We start from the raw sequence: 18,212 nt of genomic DNA, 5'->3' as shown, positions 1-18,212 counted from the left end.
CAACCGCGCGTGTCGGCGCACCGGACCCGCCCCGGCGACGCGCCTACCTCTTGCGGAGTCCGGTGAACGCGACGCCCAACCCCACCAGCACGACCAGCGGCCCGATGATGGCCCAGATCGAGTGTCCGTTCATACCGCCGCTCTGACCGAGCAGATCGAGGCCCTGGAGGGTCCAGATGCCGCCCATCAGGACGAGCAGTATTCCGACGATCGACCACACCCAGCGCATAGCCGCTCCTCGGATCACTTGCCGCAGCCTGGACCCCTCCATGGTGCCACGCGAACCGGGTCAGAACGCGATGAAGAGAATCTCGTCGCGGGAATAGTCGTGCCCGGGGTGGTTCTCGGCCAGGTGGGCCTGGGTCTTGGTGACGAGATCGTCTTCGTCGGTGCCGACGATCGATTCGCCGCACGGGCAGTTCAGGTTTCGCTTCATCAGGGTTCCTTTCTTCTCGATCACCAAGCCTAGGCCGTATGGCGCGGCCCGGCCGGGACAACCCCTTTCGGCATATGGTTTCCAGCATGACGAGCAACCCGTTCTTCGAGCGCAGCACGCTGCCCTTCCAGTTGCCTCCGTTCGCGCGGATCCGCGCGGAGCACTATCTGCCCGCGTTCGAGCGCGGGATGGCGGAGCAGTTGGCGGAGATCGCCGCGATCACGGCGCTCGACGGCGAGCCGACGTTCGACGATACGGTCGTGGCCCTGGAGCGTTCGGGCACGCTGCTGACCCGGGTCGCGAACGTGTTCTTCAATATCTCCGGGTCCGATTCGACTCCCGGCACGGACGCGATCGACACCGAGATCTCGCCGCGGCTGGCCGCGCATCGTGATGCCATCCACCTCGATCCCGCGCTGTTCGCTCGAATCGAGTCGCTGTACGCCCGGCGCGCGGAACTCGGCCTCGAACCCGAGGAATCACGTCTGCTCGAGCAGTACCGCACCAGGTTCGTGCGGTCCGGCGCGCGGCTGGACACCGCCGGCCAGCAGCGTCTGCGCGAACTCAACGCCGAGCTGGCGACCGCGGCCACCGCGTTCGGCCAGAACATCCTGGCCGCGACCAACGCCGCCGCGGTGATCGTGGACGGCCGGGACGAACTGGCCGGGCTCACCCCGGCGGCGGTCACGGTCGCCGGTGAGAACGCCCGCTCGCTGGGCCATGAGGGTTCCTGGGCGCTGAGCCTGCAGAACGTGTCCAATCAGCCGGTCCTCGCGGAGCTGGATTCGCGCGAGGTGCGCCGGCGCGTGATGACGGCGTCGCTGGGCCGCGGCTTCGGCGCGGACGGGAGCAACAGCCGTCTCGCGGTCCGGATCGCCGCGCTGCGGGCCGAACGCGCCGCGCTGCTCGGCTACCGCGATCACGCGGCGTACGCGGTCGAGGATCAGACCGCCAAGACCACCGACGCGGTCGAGGAGATGCTCGCGCGCCTGGTCGCGCCCGCCGTGGCCAATGCCGAACAGGAGGCGGCCGAACTGGCCGCCGCCATGCGGGCGGGCACGGGCGAGCAGGATCTCGAACTGCGCTCCTGGGACTGGCAGTTCTGGTCGGAAAAGGTTCGTATCGACCAGTTCTCGGTGGACGCCGAGGCCCTGCGCCCCTACCTCGAGCTCGAGCGTGTGCTGCGCGACGGGGTCTTCTTCGCCGCGGAGAAGGTGTACGGCATCACCCTGCGCGAACGCGACGACCTGGTCGGCTATCACCCGGAGGTGCGCGTCTTCGAGGTCTTCGACGGGGACGGGGACCCGCTGGGGCTGTTCCTCGGCGACTTCTTCGCCCGCCCCTCCAAGCGCGGTGGTGCGTGGATGAACGAATTGGTCAGCCAGTCGGCGCTTTTCGGCACGCGCGCGGTCGTGGTCAACAATCTCAATATCGCGAAGCCCCCCGCGGGTGAGCCCGCCCTGCTCACCTGGGACAACGTCCGGACCCTGTTCCACGAGTTCGGACACGCGCTGCACGGCCTGTTCTCCGATGTGCGGTTCCCGTTCTTCTCCGGCACCGAGGTTCCCCGCGATTTCGTGGAGTTCCCCTCTCAGGTCAACGAGATGTGGATGGCCCGGCCGGAGGTGCTGGCCAATTACGCCAGGCATGTGGAGACCGGTGAGCCGATGCCCGCCGCGCTGCTCGATCGGCTGGCGGCGGCCGAACGCTTCGGCAACGGCTTCCGCACCGTGGAGTATCTCGGTGCGGCACTGCTGGATTGGGCCTGGCACCGCATTTCCGCCACGCAGACGCCGGATGCGGACGATGCCGAAGCGTTCGAGGCCGAGGCGCTGAGCAAGGCCGGTCTGGCGTTGGACACCATCCCGCCGCGCTACCGGACCGCCTACTTCGCGCACATCTTCTCCGGCGGTTACGCGGCCGGCTACTACTCCTACATCTGGAGCGAGGTGCTGGACGCGGACACGGTCACCTGGTTCGAGGACGGCGCCGCCACGATCCGCGAGAAGGGTGACGCGTTCCGGCGCGAATTGCTCTCTCGCGGTGGGTCGGTCGACCCGCTGACCGCCTTCGAGTCGTTCCGCGGCCGCGCACCGCACATCGAGCCGCTGCTGCTGCGCCGGGGGCTGCTCACCTGATCGGCGAACCGCTGTTCGCGAGCCGTCACCTCACCGAGCGCGGCCGCCTCCGCCCGAGGGCTGTGCCCCGGCAGAGTCGGCCGCGCCGACCGAGCGGTTCAGCCGACGGATGCGGCTCCGGCCTGTGGGAGCTGCGGCAGCGCCGCGGAGTACAACCACGAATCCCACAGCGGCCGTAGCGAAGACGCGCTGTGGTGGCCGGCCAGATCCGTGAACTCCTGTGTGCTGACCGAAGAGTGCCGGTACCGGGCCGTCCATTCGCGCAGCAGAGTGAAGAACGCCGCGTCACCCAGGCGCAGCCGCAGCGAATGCAGGGTGAGCGCGCCGCGCTTGTAGACGCGATCGTCGAACATGAGCTGCGGGCCCGGGTCGCCGATGATCAGATCCTGGCGGTTGCGCGAGAGGTTGTGCCACGCGGCCCGCGCGAGCTGATCGGCGCTCGGGCCGCCGCCCGCCTCGGACCAGATCCACTCCGCGTAACAGGCGAAGCCCTCGTGCAGCCAGATATCGCGCCACCGGCTCACGGTCAGGCTGTTGCCGAACCACTGGTGCGCGAGCTCGTGCGCCACCAGGCGTTCCGCGCCGCGATTGCCGTCGCAGTGGTTCGCGCCGAACACCGAGATGCCCTGCGCCTCGATCGGGATCTCGAGTTCGTCGTCGGTGACCACGACGGTGTAACTCTCGAACGGGTAGGGGCCGAAGCGTTTACGGAACTCGGCCATCATCTCCGGCTGCCGAGCGAAGTCGTGGTCGAACCGGGCGCGCAGGCGGACCGGAATGACCGCGTGCATCGGCACCGCGGACTGGACCGACCCGACCCGGTACTTCTGATACTGGCCGATCTGGATGGTCGCCAGATAGCTGGCCATCGGTTCGGGCTGCTCGTACACCCAGGTGGTCTGGCTGGCCTTGGTCTGCTTGCGGGTCAGGGTGCCGTTGGCGACGGCGTAGTAGGGCGAGTCGGTGGTGATCGAAATCCGGTAGCTCGCTTTGGAACTGGGATGGTCGTCGCACGGGAACCAGGAGGCCGCGCCATTGGGCTGACTGGCCACCAGCGCACCGTCGGTGAGCTCCTCCCAGCCGACCTCACCCCAGGGCCCACGCACCGGACGCGGCGTACCGCTGTACTGAACGACGATGGCGAGCGCCCCGCCGGCCGGAATCTTCTGCGCCGGTGTGATATTCAGCTTGCCCTGCTGATGCTGATACTTCGCGACCCGGGCGCCGTTGACGAAAACCTTCGACACACTGAGCGATTGGGACAGGTCCAATGCGAATCGCGGTCGCACCTCGGTGCTCACCGCGGTGATCTCGGCACGCCCGGCGAGCCGATTGGCCGCCACCTTGTACACCAGTTCGAGTTCGTAGCGCGAGACCCGATAGCCGCGATTGCCGTTCTGCGGCAGGTAGTCGTCGATCGGATCCTCGTAGAATTTGCCCGGCATCAGCTGCCCACCTCCGACTCCGGCCATGGCGCGATGGGGTTGCCCCACCAGCGCGTCGAACGCGGCACCGTATCGCCGCGCATCACGAGTGACGCGGGGCCGACGGTGGCCCCCGCGCCGATGGTGGACGCCGGCAACGCGACGCAGTGCGGCCCGAGGGTCGCGCCCGCCTCCAGCGTCACGGTGTCCATGGCCATGATCCGATCATGGAACAGGTGTGTCTGCACGACACAGCCGCGTTCGACGGTCGCACCGTCACCGAGGGTCACGAGGTCGGCCTCCGGCAGCCAATACGACTCACACCACACTCCCGTTCCGATCGTCGCGCCGAGGGCGCGCAGCCAAACGTTCATGACCGCGGTACCCGTTGCGGCGCGCGCGAACCAGGGCGCGGCAACCGTTTCCACGAAGGCGTCCGAGACCTCGTTGCGCCAGACGAACGAGCTCCACAGCGGGTGTTCGACCTTCCCGATCCGCCCGACCATCAGCCATTTCGCCGCCACCGCGATCGCACCGGCGATGCCGCCCGCGATCATCAGCACCACGCCGCAGACCAGCGCGGCGAACCAGTAGCCCGCCGATTCGGCCAGCCAGGCCAGGGTGAACAGCACGCCGATGCCGATGCCGAAGGTGATCATCACCGGGATCAGGCGGCAGGTCTCGACGATGGCGCGAAACACCTTGAGTTTGAGCGGCGGATCGAAGGTGCGCGCGCCGTCGGAGTCACCGGCCTTGCGGCGCAATCGCACCGGCGGGCTGCCCAGCCACGACGATCCGGCCTTGGACTTCTCCGGTGCGGCCGAGAGCACCGCGACGAGACCGTTCTTGGGCACTCGCCGCCCCGGCGCGGTCATGCCGGAGTTGCCGAGGAACGCCCGCTTGCCGACCTTGGCGTCACCGACGCGCAACCAGCCGCCGCCCAGTTCGTAGCTGGCGATCATGGTGTCGTCGGCCAGGAACGCGCCGTTGGACACGGTGGTGAACTTCGGGATCAGCAGCACGGTCGAGGCTTCCACGCCCTTGCCGATGTTCGCGCCGAGCAGGCGCAGCCACACCGGGGTGAGCAGGCTGGCGTACAGCGGGAACAGGAACGTGCGCGCGGAGTCCATCAGCCGCTCGGTGGTCCACACCTGCCAGCCGACCCGGCTGCGCACCGGGAAATAGCCCTCGACCAGGCCGATGCTCAGTAGCCGCACCAGCACCAGGGTCACGATCGCGAACACCGCGAGGCTCAGCAGGGTGGCGATCGGGAGGATCGCGAGGGCGTGCCCGAGCGCGAGCGGCAGGGTCTCGTCGTGGCGCACCCGCCACGCGAGGAGTCCGCCACCGGCCGCGAGGGCGAGAATCGGTATCGCGGCCAGCATCATCGAGGTCACGCCGAACACTCCGACCCAGTGCACGGCGCGCGGCGGAGTCTGTGCGGGCCACGGGTATTCGGCCTTGCCGACCTTGACCGCGGGCGAACCCGCCCACTCCTGGCCCGCTTTCACCTTGCCGCCCACCGCGGATCCCGGTGCGACGACCGCGTTCTTGCCGATCACGGTGCCCGGCAACAGGATCGAGCGGGCGCCGATCACCGCGCCGGGCCCGATCCGGATGGCGCCGATGTGCACGAGGTCGCCGTCGATCCAGTGACCCGACAGATCCACCTCGGGTTCGATGCTGCAGCCGTCGCCGAGTTCGAGCATCCCGGTCACCGGCGGCAGGGTGTGCAGGTCGACGCCCTTGCCGATCCGGGCGCCGAGGGCACGCGCGAAGGGCACCATCCACGGTGCGCCGGACAGGTTTTCCGCTCCGCTGGCCTCCGAGAGCCGGATGGCCGCCCACAGTCGCAGGTGCACCGACCCGCCGCGCGGATAGGTGCCGGGTTCGACTCCGCGCAGCAGCAGGCGTGCCCCGGCCACGCAGATCGTCATGCGGCCGGGCGGCGAGATGAACACGACGAACCCCGCCAGCGCCCACCACCAGGACAGGTGCGGCATCCACGGGATCGCCCCGGACCAGGCCGCGATATTGGTGACGATGCCCAGCCAGGTGAGCCATTGCAGACCGGTGAGCGTGGTCAGCGGCACGGTGGCCGCGATCTGCGCCCATTGCGCCAGGCGCGGAGTCGGCGTGACGATGCGGGTTTCGGCGGCCGCGACGGGCGCCGACGCGTCCAGGAAGTCGGCGAGGCCGCCCAGGCGCGGATGGTCGTAGAGGTCCGCGACGGTCACCTGCGAGAAGCGTTCGCGCAGGGCGGTCACCAGTTGCGCGGCGGTGAGCGAGCCGCCGCCGACGTCGAAGAAGTCGGCGTTCGCGTCGGTGACCTCCGCGCCGAGAATGGAGTTCCAGAGTCCGGCGACCCAGCCGGCGGTGCCGTCCAGGTCGGATCCGCCGTCGTTGTCCCCGCCCGGTAGCGGCCAGGGTAGGGCGTCACGGTCGACCTTGCCGGAGGTGCGCGTGGGTAGCTCGTCCAGCAGCGCGAGCCTGGGCACCAGCGCGGCCGGAAGTTGTTCCGCCAGCAGGGTTCGCGCCTTGTGCAGGTCGAATTCGGGGTCGGCGCTGGCGAGGTAGCCGATCAGGATCCGGTTGCCCGCCTTGGTGGTTCGCACCGCCGCGGCCGCGCCGCTCACGCCGGGCAGGTTCTGCAGTGCGGAGTCGAGTTCGCCGAGCTCGATGCGCCGGCCGCCGATCTTCACCTGATCGTCGGCGCGGCCCAGGAAGATCAGGCCCTCTCGCTCGTTGCGCACCAGATCACCGCTGCGGTAGGCGCGCAGCCAGCCCAGAGAGGGCATGGGCGCGTACTTTTCGGCGTCCTTGGCCGGATCGAGGTAGCGGGCCAGGCCGACGCCGCCGATCACGAGCTCGCCGGTGTCGCCCTCCCCCACCGGATTCGAGTCCTTGTCCACGACCGCGAGATCCCAGCCGTCCAGCGGCAGTCCGATGCGGACCGGGCCGTTACCGGTCAACTGCGCGGCGCACGCCACGACGGTCGCCTCGGTCGGACCGTAGGTGTTCCAGAGCTCACGTTCACCGGTTCCGGCGAGGCGCTCAGCGAGTTCGGGCGGCACCGCTTCGCCGCCGAAGATCAACAGCCGCACGGCTTCCAAGGCTTCGGCGGGCCACATCGCGGCCAGGGTCGGCACCGTGGAGACGATGCTGATCTTGCGCCGGATCAGCCAGGGACCCAGGTCCATGCCGCTGCGCACCAGGGCGCGCGGCGCGGGGACCAGGCACGCGCCGTGCCGCCAGGCCAGCCACATCTCTTCGCACGAGGCGTCGAACGCGACGGACAGGCCCGCGAGCACCCGGTCACCGGGTCCGATCGGGTTGTCCTGCAAGAAGAGCCGGGCTTCGGCGTCCACGAACGCGGCGGCGTTGAGGTGTGTGACCGCGACGCCCTTGGGTGTGCCGGTGGATCCGGAGGTGAAGATGATCCACGCGTCGTCCTCGATGGTCGGGGTCGCCGTCGCACCCGAAGGTTCGCCCGCCCATTCGGTTTTCGCGACACCGGCGCCGGTGACGATCGCGCCGACCCGGGCCTCGCCGAACACCAGCTGCGCGCGATCGTCCGGATCGTCCGCGTCCACCGGCACGTACGCGGCCCCGGCGTAGAGGATCGCCAGAATCGTCACGTACAGCTCGCGCGTACCCGACGGGATGCGCACGCCGACGCGGTCGCCCGCGCGAATCCCCGATTCCCGCAACCGCTCTACGGTCTCGAAGATCTCGGTGAGCAGTTCGCCGTAGTTCAGGATGACGGTGCCGTCGTCGATAGCGGGCGCATCCGGATACAGGGACGCCGTCGCCGACAGAATGTCCACGAGCGTCCGCGGTGGTGCGGCCTCAGCCGAACGCAGTAACGGCGTGAGCGCCGGAACCTCCGACTGCACTACCACTCCAGACCACCTCTCGGCTCAGTTTCCCCGGTCGTTCGATGTCCGTTGTCTCACGCCAGGGTTACCGATGCGCAAACGCGGTGCTTACCGTGAGTGTCACCTTCCGCTGGTCCGTGCCACCCGAACCCGTCCTCATACGCTGTCCCTATTGTCCCAGTACCAGGGACGGAAGCGCGCCTCAGGGTGCGGCGTTTCACCGCGAGCACCGCGGGAGCATCACCCGGATCGCCTCGTGGAGAGTGTTGCGAGAGTCACTCTCGGACCCGGCCGATGCCGCGGGACGCCGACGTGCCCATGTTCTCTGCCGCTGGTAAACTCTGCGGAACACGTCGTGATTCCGCCGATGTGGAGAACCAAAAATACCTGTAACCGTCGGTTACATATAAATCTCCGGATCGACCAAGACCGGGGATTTCGTTATTTCCGGCTCCACAGCGGGTAGTTCGGAGTTGGATCCATCCGGATCCGAGACGGGGATACGGATGCGGCGCATTCGTTCGAACCCACATCGGAGTCGCTGCGCCCAACTCGAGCGCAGGCGACGTTGGTTCCGTTCGACCCCGTCGAACGACCAGTTCAGGAGCGAAACATGGGCACGAGTGGACTCACCGGCGAGATCGAGCATCCGTTCACGATCGACCCCAGCTCGGAGAAGGTGACCGCGATTCCGGGCGGAGCGCCCGTGCGAGCGGGTGTGCGCGTGACACCCCTCGCAGACGCCGGGACCGGTCGGGTCCGCGTCGTCGTGGGAGTCGGTCCCGACTCGGGTCTGACCTTCAGCCGCAACGAGCTGACGGACAACGCCGGGGCCAGTTACCCGGCGGGCGCCGACTCACGCAGCGATACCTTGTCTTTCGATGCCGTCACCGTCGACTCCGCGGCGAGTCAGGAACTGTACATCGAACTACGGGCCGAGGAGAACGCGTCGCCGGAGCCCTCGGAGGTCACGTTCGCCGTCGGTGCGGCCTCTTGCTCCGTGCCGGTCAGGATCGCGACGGACGACCCTGAATAGTCAAGGCGCACAGCGCGACACGGGCGCACCGGCCAGTGGCCCCGAACGAGCGCCGCGTGGACACGGCACTCACTCTCCGGTGGCGGCTCGGCTCTCGATCGCCCGGCGAGCCGCCGTCCACGCCGATTCGAATTCCGCGGCCGTCAGCTCCTCGGGAACACCGTCCTCCACGTCCCAATCACGAGCGTTGCCCTCCGAGAGCACCCCGTACTTGCGTTCGTACACCTGCACTCCCACGAATCCCCCACTGTCCCGAGCGCTCGTCACCTCCGCAAGCGAAGCCGCCGTGACGGGTTGACCGTCCGCACCACGAAGATCAACTTGCCGATTCGGCCAGCCGTCGTCATCGAGCTCGACGAGCAGCCACATGTCCTCGTCCGCGTCGTAGTCGCGAATCCACCTCATCCGCACAGTATCTCGGTTATCGATCACAGCCGAGACAACGTCGCGCCCTGTTACCGGCGTGGATGACAGGAGGCCGGGCGCACCGGCCTCCTGTCATCGAATTGTCTTGGCCGGGCCGCGATTCGGCCGGTCAGTTCGCTACGTCGGCGAAGGCGCCGGGCACGTACGCACCGCCCAGCTGGCGCGCGATCACGCCGAGCCGGTTGGCCGCGTTGATCTGGGCGATCAAGGCTACGAGGGCGGCGATTTGTTCGTCGTCGTAGTGCGTGCGCACCTCGGCCCAGGTGTCATCGGAGACGCCGCGGTGAGCGTCGGCGATACGGGTGCCCTCCTCGCCGAGCGCCAGGGCCGCCCGCTCGGGCTCGGTGAACACCGTGGCCTCGCGCCAGGTGGCGACCAGGTTGATGCGCACCGCGGGCTCTCCGGCGTGCGCGAGGTCCTTGCTGTGCGCGTCGGTGCAGTAGGCGCAGCCGTTGATCTGGCTGACGCGCAGCATCACCAGATCCTGGGTGGCCTTCGGCAGCGTCGACTGCATGATCGCCAGGCTGGCGTTACCGAAGCGCTTGGCGAACTTGGCTCCGGTGGTGGTGTCGACCAGGTTGAAACGGGGTTCCATCGCACTGTCCTTACTCGTGGCTCGAGGTGCTGCTGTACTGACGACCATGGGATGCCGGCGCCCCGGTTCTTGTGACAGCACCGACTGCGTGACGTGGATCACCGAGCGAAGTTGTCACAGGACCGTGCGGGCGAGCGTCTCGTGCACGACAGAGTCGAGCGTGAACAGACAGGAGCCGCCCATGCGCGAGCACATGGAGACCGCGACCGAGGCATTCCTCTCCCACCGCAACCTGCTCTTCACCATCGCCTACGAGATGCTCGGGTCGGCCGTCGACTCGGAGGACGTCCTGCAGGAGACCTGGCTGAAATGGGTGAACGTCGAACTCGACGAGATCCAGAATCACCGCGCCTACCTGGTCCGGATCACCACTCGCCAGGCACTGGGCCGCTTGCGCACACTGGGCCGCCGCAGGGAGAGCTACGTCGGGTCCTGGTTGCCCGAGCCACTGCTGACCGCACCCGATGTGGCCGAGGACATCGAGTTGGCGGACAGCGTCTCGATGGCGATGCTGTTGGTGCTGGAAACCCTCGCGCCGATCGAGCGGGCGGTGTTCGTGCTGCGCGAGGTATTCGACCTGGGGTACGACGAGATCGCACATGCCGTCGACAAGAGCCCGGCCGCGGTCCGTCAGATCGGCCATCGGGCCCGGACGCATGTCGCGGCACGGCGCCCACGCGGTGTGGTTTCCCGGTCCGAGTCCAAGGTCGCGTTCGACGCGTTCCAGCGGGCGACCGAGACCGGTGAGCTACAGAGCCTGCTCGATCTGCTCGCACCGGACGTCGTACTACTCGGCGATGGCGGCGGAGTCGTACCAGCCGTGCTCGAGCCGATCGTGGGCGCGGTGAAGGTAGCCGAGTTCCTCTCGGTCGGCCTGACCGGTCTGGCGGCAACGATGTCGATGCAGCAGGCACAGGTCAATGGCCGTCCCGCGCTGATCTTCCGGCTCGATGGGGAGGTCGACACCGTCGTCGCGATGAGGATCGACGATGGTCTGATCACCGGTCTCTACATCGTGCGCAATCCCGAGAAACTGTCGAATGTCGGACGGGTGACGACCGTAAGCCGTTGATCGCCATCGACATTCGATTCCACGGCCGAGTTCTGTTGCGTCACAGTTGGATCGGTTCGAAGTCGGCGGCGGTGCGGGCCAGGGCGCGGATCGCGGCATTGTCGGCGGTGGAGCGCCACGTCAGCGCCCAGTTCATGTCCGGGGCGTCGGGCATGGGCAGGAACACGATCCCGGGTGGGTTGTTGTAGCGCGCGGCGATCTCGCCCAGCGGTTGGACACACTGCCCGGAGGCGACCAGGGACAGGATCTCGTGGAAGGTCCGTGCGATCGGCCCGCGAGGTATGCGGCGGCCCAATGGTGTGCGCACGGGAACCATGGACGCTGCCCAGTACTCGGGAGCGTCGGGCCCGAAGTCGACGACCATATTGTCCGCGAGGTCCTCCAGGGATGCGGTGCCCCGCTCGACCAGCGGGTGACCCGCGGCCACCGCCAGCACACGGCCGCCGGTGAGCACGGTGGGACCGACGGTGAGGTCGGGCTCGAGCACGGGCAGCCACAGGACGTTCACATCGTGTTCTCCGCTGCGGAGAGCGGAGAACGGCTCGGTGCCGTTGATCTCGCCGAACACGACATCGCTCCCCGGATAGCGACCGCGGAACGCGTCGATCAAGGGGCGCAGTTCGTATCCGGCGTGCCCGAACACACCGACCTTGAGTGTCCGGCCGGCGCCGATCCCGGCGGCTTCGGCGCGGGCGAGCGCCGCTTGAAGTAGATCGTGAACCTGCTGCAGATCTTCTCGCAGGCGACGACCGACCGGTGTCAGAGTCACACGCCGACTGGTGCGCTCGAACAGCGCCGCGCCGATCCGGCGTTCTTGTGTGCGGATGGCTTGGCTGACGCGGGCCTGGGACACGTGCAGGCGTTCGGCGGTTCGACCGAAGTGCAATTCCTCGGCGAGTGCCAGGAAGATCTCGATATCGCGCAGCTCCACGCATAACTCCAGTGTTATCGATCAGTGCACGAAGCTTACGTTGTTCAACTTCGGCACTGCCTCGATGCTGGGTTTGCCACCGCGGCACACGCCCCGGCGGACAGACCGCGAAAAGAGAACCTGTGAACATCAGCATTTGGATCGCGACCGGACTGTTGGCGTTCGTCGCACTGGCCGGCGGACTCAGCAAAACCTTCATTCCGAAGCAGAAACTGGCCGCACAGCACGGCGGCGAATGGACCCGCGACGCCGGCCCCGGCTTCGTCAAGACTCTCGGAATCCTCGAGCTGCTCGCCGCGGCGGGCCTGATTCTGCCCGCCGTCCTCGATATCGCACCGGTCATGGTCGCGGTGACCGCGATCTGCTGGATCGTGCTCATGATCGGCGCGATGATCACCCACGGCCGCCTCGGGCAATACGCCTTGGTAGCGGTCAACGCCGTCTACCTCGCCCTGGCCGTGTACGTCGCGGTCGGCCGCATCGCCATCGAACCATTCACCAACTGAGCCACCGTCCGCACCTGCCGCGCGCCATCGCATCAGTCACGCGCGTGGCCTGGTAGCCCTGATCGTGGGCGGCCCCGGGCGGACGACTCGACGCCGACGCCGGTGGTGAGCCTCAGGTCAGCGAGGCGACTTCCCATGCCGCGTCGATCATCCGGAAGATCTCGTCCACCGCCGCCTGCGGATCGACCGCCTCGCACGCGAGCGAGAAGGCGCCGATCACGAACCGAGCGATCGCACGGCAGGCCGTGTCGGTGCTCGACCGGCCGAGATCCGCGGCGATCACCGCCCCCAGCGATTCCGCGTGGCGCAATCGCATCGACTCTTCGTACTCGCGCAGGGCGGGTGTCCGGTCGATCAGATCCCGGATCGGTGCGGCGCCCCCGGCGGTGCAGTGCCGGACCATGGCGTGAATCTCGTTCCGTAACGCGGGAATCAGCGGCTCGTCCGCCGTCCGGTCGGTGACGGCCAGCCGGAGACGCTGCTCGAAGTCCTCGTCCTGCTCGAAGACCAGGGCCTCCTTCGAGGCGAAGTGCGAGAAGACCGTGGTGACGGCCACGTCGGCCTCGGTCGCCACGTCACGTATGCCCACCGCCTCGTATCCGCGTTCCAGAAACATCGCCAGCGCGGTGTCGGCGATCTTCTGGCGGGTCGCGGCTTTCTTGCGCTCACGACGTCCGGTCGGCACGGTCATCCCCCGATGCTATCGGTTCCATGAACCAACCGGTTGCGAAGTCCTAACGGTTGCACTCGCGACTGTAGCGCCGCCCGGACAAAACAACAACCGTTGCGAAATGCTAACGGGTAGTCTTATTGTGAGGGCATGAGAGCAATGCGTTTCGCCGAGTACGGCGGCCCGGAAGTCCTGCAACCGACACAGGTGCCCGAACCTCACCCCGGCCCCGGTCAGATCCGCATCGCCGTGCGGGCCGTGGGAGTGAATCCCCACGATTGGCGACTGCGGGAGGGCCAGTTCCGGCGTATCCGCCCGATCGAATTCCCTTCCGGCGTCGGACAGGACGCGTCGGGCGTCGTGGACGAAGTCGGGGACGGCGTCACCGGGATCGAGGTCGGCGAACCGGTGTTCGGCCGGGGTGCGAACACGTACGCCGAGTACGCCGTCCTGTCCTCCTGGGCACCCAAACCCGACGAATCGAGCTTCGCCGAAGCGGCCGGATACCCGTCCGTGGTCGAGACCGCGATCCGGGTCATTCGCCTGGTCGGCGTTCAACCCGGACAGACGCTGCTGGTCAGCGGTGCGGCCGGCGGAGTCGGGTCGGCGGTGTTGCAGATCGCCCGCGAGCGGGGAATCGCGGTGATCGGCACGGCCGGTGCCGCGAACCAGGACTACGTGCGAAGCCTCGGCGCTGTTGCCACCACCTACGACCCGGGCTGGGTGGAACGAGTGCGCCGCCTCGGGCGCATCGACGCCGCGCTCGACCTCAGCGGTGCGGGCGTGCTGCGCGGCCTCCTCGACCTGACCGGGGACCCGGACAAGGTGGTCACCATCGCCGACCTCGAGGCATCCATGCTCGGCATCCGATTCGCCGGTGTCGGCGGCGATATGACCGAAGCACTCACCGCCGCAGTCGATCTCATCGCGCGCGGGAAGCTCCACATCCCTGTCGACAGGTCATATCCGCTCGACGAGGCCGCGACGGCGCACGCCGACAGCCAGGCCGGGCACACCCGCGGGCGGCGCGTCCTGCTCGTCTGAGAACCCGGTTCGTCGAGCCACCCGAAACGCCGCGGCGAACAGAACAGCGCCGTCATGATGGTTCGGGTTCGCCTGCCCCGGTCGCCAGCGGGAAGAGCCGGTGAATCGTGAGCGCTGCCGCCAGGAGTCTGGAGTTGGCCGGATCGGTCGGGTCGACACCGGTGAGTTCGCAGACGCGCCGGAGGCGATAGGTGAAGGTGTTGGGGTGCACCTGCAGTTCGGCGGCGGCGGACTTGCGATCGGAACCGTGGCGCAGGTGGGCCTCGAGCGCTTCGAGCAGGTGCGGTTTGGGTAGCAGCGGGCTTATCCGGTCGGCGAGATTGTCCCGTGCGGGCCCGGGCCGGGTCAGTTGAAATTCGAGCACCAGATCATCGAGTCGGTAATAGCCGCTCGGTCGGCCGAGAAGCCTTGCCAGGGCGGCCAATTCGGTGGCCTCTTCGGACGCGGCGGGCAAACCGGCTCGAAGCACGGCACGGCCTTGGCCGACATAGGCTTTGGTGCCGAATTGTTCGGCGAGCTCCGCGGCCAATGTTCGGTAGCGAGCGAGGTCGGGGTCCGCGGAATCCGTGCTCGGGATCAATACGATGCCGGTGAAGCCGTCGAAGGTGGCGAGGGTGGTGGAATCGGTGAGCCGATCCAGCATTCGGTGCAGAACCCTGATGCGCCGATGCGCCAGAAGTGACGCCGCGGAGGTCGCTTCCGGGGAGATGTGGATGGCCAACGGGGTGTAGCGATCTGCCAGCGAAGTATCGGCGCGCGCGGCCAATTCGTTGGCGGCCAGCCCGCGCAGCAGGGCCGAGCACAGTTCGCGGCGGGCCTCGCGGGCGGCGTTGTGGACCGAATGCTGGACCTCGGTGTAGGTCTCCACGACGACGATATTGGTGTGCATCAGAAAGTCCATCAGTCGCGAGATGACGAAGTCACGCTCCGCCGCCTCGGTCGGCTCGGCAAGTGAGAGTACTTCGGCCAGAACATATTTGGCGGACTGATGCATCGCCGCGAGCAGCGTGGGCAGGGGAAACCGGTCTTCGGCGTGCCGTTCGGCCACCGGCACGACGAATTCGGCGACTTCCGCTCTGGTGTATTCGCGACCCTCACCGACGGCGTGCAGAACCGCGTGACCGCAGGCGTGGATCGTCGGCAGCACTTCGGCGGCGAAGTGTTCCGGTGGCAGGTCCGCGTCCGATGCGGTGCGCCCGAGTCCCGCGTCGAACATTCGCTGGGCGATCTGCGGCCACCGGGTACGCATCCGGGCCACCAGGGACGGGGAGCTCGAGAGGGCGGGAGCGGGGGCAGCGCACATCGCCTCATTGTCACCCACGACGAGATAGGTGGTCGAGGTTCGGTGATCGCGGCGTTGAAGTTAGCGCCTGCGCCAAGTTTTCGACGAATTCTTGTATGCCTGGATGCAGTGACGGCGTCCGCGGCCGGACTTAGATTGAAACGCGCTCCGTGGATGGCGTGGATCACACCAACGAGTCGCTGTGACGACGGTCATCGTCTGGATACGCCGTCCAGCCAGGAGCGCGTGAGATCTGGATGGGAAGTGGACCAAGAATGTTTGCAATGAAGCACCGTGCCCGCAGTGCGGCGTTCGGCACGGCTCTGGTCGCGGCGATGGTCATGACCGCGGGTACCGGAACGGCGGCAGCCGATCCCGCGAGCACCGACGTGACCGGCCAGGCGCTGGCCGCGGCCATCAACTCCGGCCTGCGTCCCGCCGCGGACGGGCGCACGCCGCAGGCGATCGTCGACAGCGGAAGCGGGTCCGATTGGCGCAAGAGCACGGCCAGCGACGCGGTCGGTGAAGGTCCGGAAGTGTCGGCGTACCTGGCCGCGTTCGCCTACGGCCTCACCCATCCCGACGCCGCGCCTCCCGGGTCGAACCGGTGGGACTGCAAGCCGAGTGCCGAACACCCGCGCCCGGTCGTCTTGTTGCACGGCAGTTGGCTCAACGCCTACGACACTTTCGCTTTCCTCTCCCCGCAGCTCGCCCGCGCCGGAATGTGCGTGTTCGCACTGAATTTCGGTCGTTCCGGACTGCTCGAGGGCGGCGGGGTCGGGGCGATCATGCCCGGCCGGTACGGGGTCGGGCGTATCGAGGACTCCTCTGGTCAACTCGCGGCTTTCGTCGATCGGGTGCGCGCGGCGACGGGCGCCGAACAGGTGGACATCATCGGTCACTCCCAGGGCGGCACTCTCGCCAATCATTATCTGAAGTTCGAAGGCGGACAGGGCAAGGTGCGGGAACTGATCACCTACGGCGCAACCCATCACGGCACCTCGCTGATGGGCATCGCGACGCTGGGGCGCATGATCAACAACTTGGGCATCGACATTCTCGGGTTCTACGACCCGATCGTCGGCGCGGCCAATATCGAGCAGGCTGTCGGATCGCCGTTCTACACCACCTTGAACGCGGGCGGCGACACCGTTCCGGGTGTCGACTACACCGTGGTGGGATCGCGGCACGACGAGGTGATGAACCCCTACGAAATGACCTTCTTGCACGCCGGCCCCGGCGCCACCGTCGAGAACATCACGCTGCAGGACGGATGCGACCAAGACCTGTCGGACCATCTGACCCTCATGTACTCACCTCGTGCGGCGTCCATCGCCTTGCACGCACTGGACCCGGCCGCACATCCGAACCTGACCTGCACCTTCAACCCGTGGATGATCGGCGGCGGTGGCGGTCTCTGACACGGCCGGCTCGTCGGCCGATGTCGTGGATGACAGGACCGTGGATGAAAGGACAGAGCGTCATGACCGCTGATCCCGCGGTTCCCGCCGGATGGATGCGCGCCACGGCAATACCCCGCACGCCACGAGATCCCCGGGCTGTTGCGCGCATCGTCGAGTATCTGCTCGACACCAGCGCCGGAAGGCACACGATCGGGGTGCCGACACTGCGAGCGGAGATCACTGACGCTGTGCAGATCTGCCTCGCGCTGCTCGGTCACGAATCCGGTGGTGAGCGAATCGATCTCACCGGCCTCCGCGATGCGGCCGCGCAGTGGGTGGGCCGTGGCGTGCCGCTCGAACTCGTGCAGAAATTCGTGCACAGGGGGTTCCGCTTCTACCTCGAGATGGTCCAGCCCCTGCAAGTGGTCACCCAGCCGCGTCACTACTCCGCCGATGCGCATCGACTGCTCGAAACCGTGCACGTGGTCACGTCATCGGTGGCGGCGGCTTACGACCAGTACTCTGTGCGGCCGGTCGACCCGGGACACAGTGCGGCGAACGCTCTGGCCGCCGCGCTGCTGGCCGGACGGCGATTCTCGACCGTCCCGCACGCCGAGGACGTACCGATCGACGACCGCTACACCGTCTTGGCCGTGGCGATTTCTTCTCATCCCGAGGAACGGCCTCGCACGCCGGAGGGCCGGGCCGCGGCCCGGCGAAAAGTGCAGCGCGTGCTGGCAAGCCTCGAAAACCATTGCGGGCAGGCGGTACCCGAATTGCTCAACCCGGGCGGCGGCACCATCCTCGTACCGCTCTCGGCCGTGCCCGACGACGGCCTGGACCGGCTTCTGACCGAGATCACCACCGCCGCACGCGTACCCATCACCGCCGCTGCGGTGACCGCCGACACCGCGGAGATTCCCGTTGCCGCCGATCAAGCCCACGAACTACTCGACATCCTCGCGCGATTGCACAGCAGGCCGGGGGTGTACCGATTCGACGATCTCGCGCTCGAATATCAACTCACCAGGCCGGGGCGCGGGAGGGAATCCCTTGCCGCACAACTGGATCCGCTCGACGAGTATCCGGACCTGCTCGATACGTTACGCGAGTACGTCCGGAACGACCTCAGCCGCGCGCGCACCTCGAAACTCATGCACATCCACCCCAACACCCTCGATAACCGACTCCGGCGAATTCTCGCGCTCACCGGTCTCGACACGGTCCCGCAGGCCAACTTCTGGCGCGTGCGTGCGGCATTGGTCGCCCGCACGTACGCATCCGGCTAGTCACGAGCGCCGGATCCTGCTCGAATCCAGAGCGACGCGACACCGGTCGCTCTCCCAGCCTCAGCCACCCGTCGACCCCGTG

16 protein-coding genes are annotated in these 18,212 nt (G+C 67.7%); 7 read left to right on the top strand and 9 right to left on the bottom strand.

Going from position 1 to position 18,212, the window contains the following annotated elements:
• Positions 1-43 precede the first annotated feature (43 nt).
• Together NJ1_RS01195 and NJ1_RS01190 are read right to left on the bottom strand one after the other, a co-directional pair.
• Entirely contained in the window at positions 44-229 is a 186-nt protein-coding gene (locus NJ1_RS01195; RefSeq protein WP_067686099.1) for a hypothetical protein, read from the bottom strand.
• Positions 230-289: 60 nt separating this feature from the next.
• Complete coding sequence (locus NJ1_RS01190) at positions 290-436, bottom strand: DUF1059 domain-containing protein (protein ID WP_067686097.1); 147 nt, start codon at positions 434-436, stop codon at positions 290-292.
• 86 nt (positions 437-522) lie between these two features.
• Between NJ1_RS01190 and NJ1_RS01185 the strand changes: the two genes are divergently transcribed.
• Positions 523-2,574, top strand: coding sequence for a M3 family metallopeptidase (locus NJ1_RS01185; RefSeq protein WP_067686095.1), 2,052 nt, complete (start codon positions 523-525; stop codon positions 2,572-2,574).
• A 98-nt stretch (positions 2,575-2,672) separates the two neighbouring features.
• On the opposite strand, the gene NJ1_RS01180 is transcribed toward NJ1_RS01185, so the two are convergent.
• On the bottom strand, positions 2,673-4,019 hold the full coding sequence (locus tag NJ1_RS01180) for a M1 family metallopeptidase (RefSeq protein WP_084477665.1): 1,347 nt from the start codon (positions 4,017-4,019) through the stop codon (positions 2,673-2,675).
• Positions 4,019-7,900, bottom strand: coding sequence for a Pls/PosA family non-ribosomal peptide synthetase (locus tag NJ1_RS01175; RefSeq protein WP_084477616.1), 3,882 nt, complete (start codon positions 7,898-7,900; stop codon positions 4,019-4,021). The genes NJ1_RS01180 and NJ1_RS01175 overlap by 1 nt, the downstream gene beginning before the upstream one ends.
• Before the next feature lie 589 nt (positions 7,901-8,489).
• Between NJ1_RS01175 and NJ1_RS01170 the strand changes: the two genes are divergently transcribed.
• Positions 8,490-8,912: a hypothetical protein gene (locus NJ1_RS01170; protein ID WP_067686091.1), complete on the top strand. Its 423-nt coding sequence runs from the start codon at positions 8,490-8,492 to the stop codon at positions 8,910-8,912.
• Between the two features lie 69 nt (positions 8,913-8,981).
• Here the strand turns inward: NJ1_RS01170 and NJ1_RS01165 are convergent, their stop codons facing one another.
• Both NJ1_RS01165 and NJ1_RS01160 read right to left on the bottom strand, forming a co-directional pair.
• Positions 8,982-9,317: a hypothetical protein gene (locus NJ1_RS01165; protein ID WP_067686089.1), complete on the bottom strand. Its 336-nt coding sequence runs from the start codon at positions 9,315-9,317 to the stop codon at positions 8,982-8,984.
• 130 nt (positions 9,318-9,447) lie between these two features.
• On the bottom strand, positions 9,448-9,933 hold the full coding sequence (locus NJ1_RS01160) for a carboxymuconolactone decarboxylase family protein (RefSeq protein ID WP_067686087.1): 486 nt from the start codon (positions 9,931-9,933) through the stop codon (positions 9,448-9,450).
• Between the two features lie 181 nt (positions 9,934-10,114).
• Here NJ1_RS01160 and NJ1_RS01155 point away from each other — a divergent pair, with 181 nt between their 5' ends.
• A complete protein-coding gene (locus tag NJ1_RS01155) occupies positions 10,115-11,005 on the top strand; it encodes an RNA polymerase sigma-70 factor (RefSeq protein ID WP_067686085.1) in 891 nt (296 codons plus the stop codon).
• Between the two features lie 40 nt (positions 11,006-11,045).
• Here NJ1_RS01155 and NJ1_RS01150 read toward each other — a convergent pair whose 3' ends face one another.
• Positions 11,046-11,936, bottom strand: coding sequence for a LysR family transcriptional regulator (locus NJ1_RS01150; protein ID WP_067686083.1), 891 nt, complete (start codon positions 11,934-11,936; stop codon positions 11,046-11,048).
• A 122-nt stretch (positions 11,937-12,058) separates the two neighbouring features.
• Between NJ1_RS01150 and NJ1_RS01145 the strand changes: the two genes are divergently transcribed.
• A complete protein-coding gene (locus NJ1_RS01145) occupies positions 12,059-12,442 on the top strand; it encodes a DoxX family protein (protein ID WP_067686081.1) in 384 nt (127 codons plus the stop codon).
• 112 nt (positions 12,443-12,554) lie between these two features.
• On the opposite strand, the gene NJ1_RS01140 is transcribed toward NJ1_RS01145, so the two are convergent.
• Positions 12,555-13,133 (bottom strand): TetR/AcrR family transcriptional regulator, encoded by a 579-nt coding sequence (locus tag NJ1_RS01140; protein WP_067686079.1) that lies wholly within the window; start codon positions 13,131-13,133, stop codon positions 12,555-12,557.
• Between the two features lie 129 nt (positions 13,134-13,262).
• Here NJ1_RS01140 and NJ1_RS01135 point away from each other — a divergent pair, with 129 nt between their 5' ends.
• Positions 13,263-14,156: an NADP-dependent oxidoreductase gene (locus tag NJ1_RS01135; protein WP_084477615.1), complete on the top strand. Its 894-nt coding sequence runs from the start codon at positions 13,263-13,265 to the stop codon at positions 14,154-14,156.
• 52 nt (positions 14,157-14,208) lie between these two features.
• Here NJ1_RS01135 and NJ1_RS01130 read toward each other — a convergent pair whose 3' ends face one another.
• Positions 14,209-15,459 (bottom strand): PucR family transcriptional regulator, encoded by a 1,251-nt coding sequence (locus NJ1_RS01130; RefSeq protein ID WP_067686816.1) that lies wholly within the window; start codon positions 15,457-15,459, stop codon positions 14,209-14,211.
• Between the two features lie 263 nt (positions 15,460-15,722).
• Between NJ1_RS01130 and NJ1_RS01125 the strand changes: the two genes are divergently transcribed.
• Both NJ1_RS01125 and NJ1_RS01120 read left to right on the top strand, forming a co-directional pair.
• Positions 15,723-16,859 (top strand): esterase/lipase family protein, encoded by a 1,137-nt coding sequence (locus NJ1_RS01125; RefSeq protein WP_067686075.1) that lies wholly within the window; start codon positions 15,723-15,725, stop codon positions 16,857-16,859.
• Positions 16,860-16,921: 62 nt separating this feature from the next.
• Positions 16,922-18,130, top strand: coding sequence for a PucR family transcriptional regulator (locus tag NJ1_RS01120; RefSeq protein WP_067686811.1), 1,209 nt, complete (start codon positions 16,922-16,924; stop codon positions 18,128-18,130).
• Positions 18,131-18,212 lie beyond the last annotated feature (82 nt).

It is taken from the genome of Nocardia jejuensis NBRC 103114 (assembly GCF_001613145.1).
GTDB lineage: Bacteria > Actinomycetota > Actinomycetes > Mycobacteriales > Mycobacteriaceae > Nocardia > Nocardia jejuensis.
Note: the sequence above shows the minus strand (reverse complement) of the source record. Positions and strands in the feature narration are given on the sequence as shown.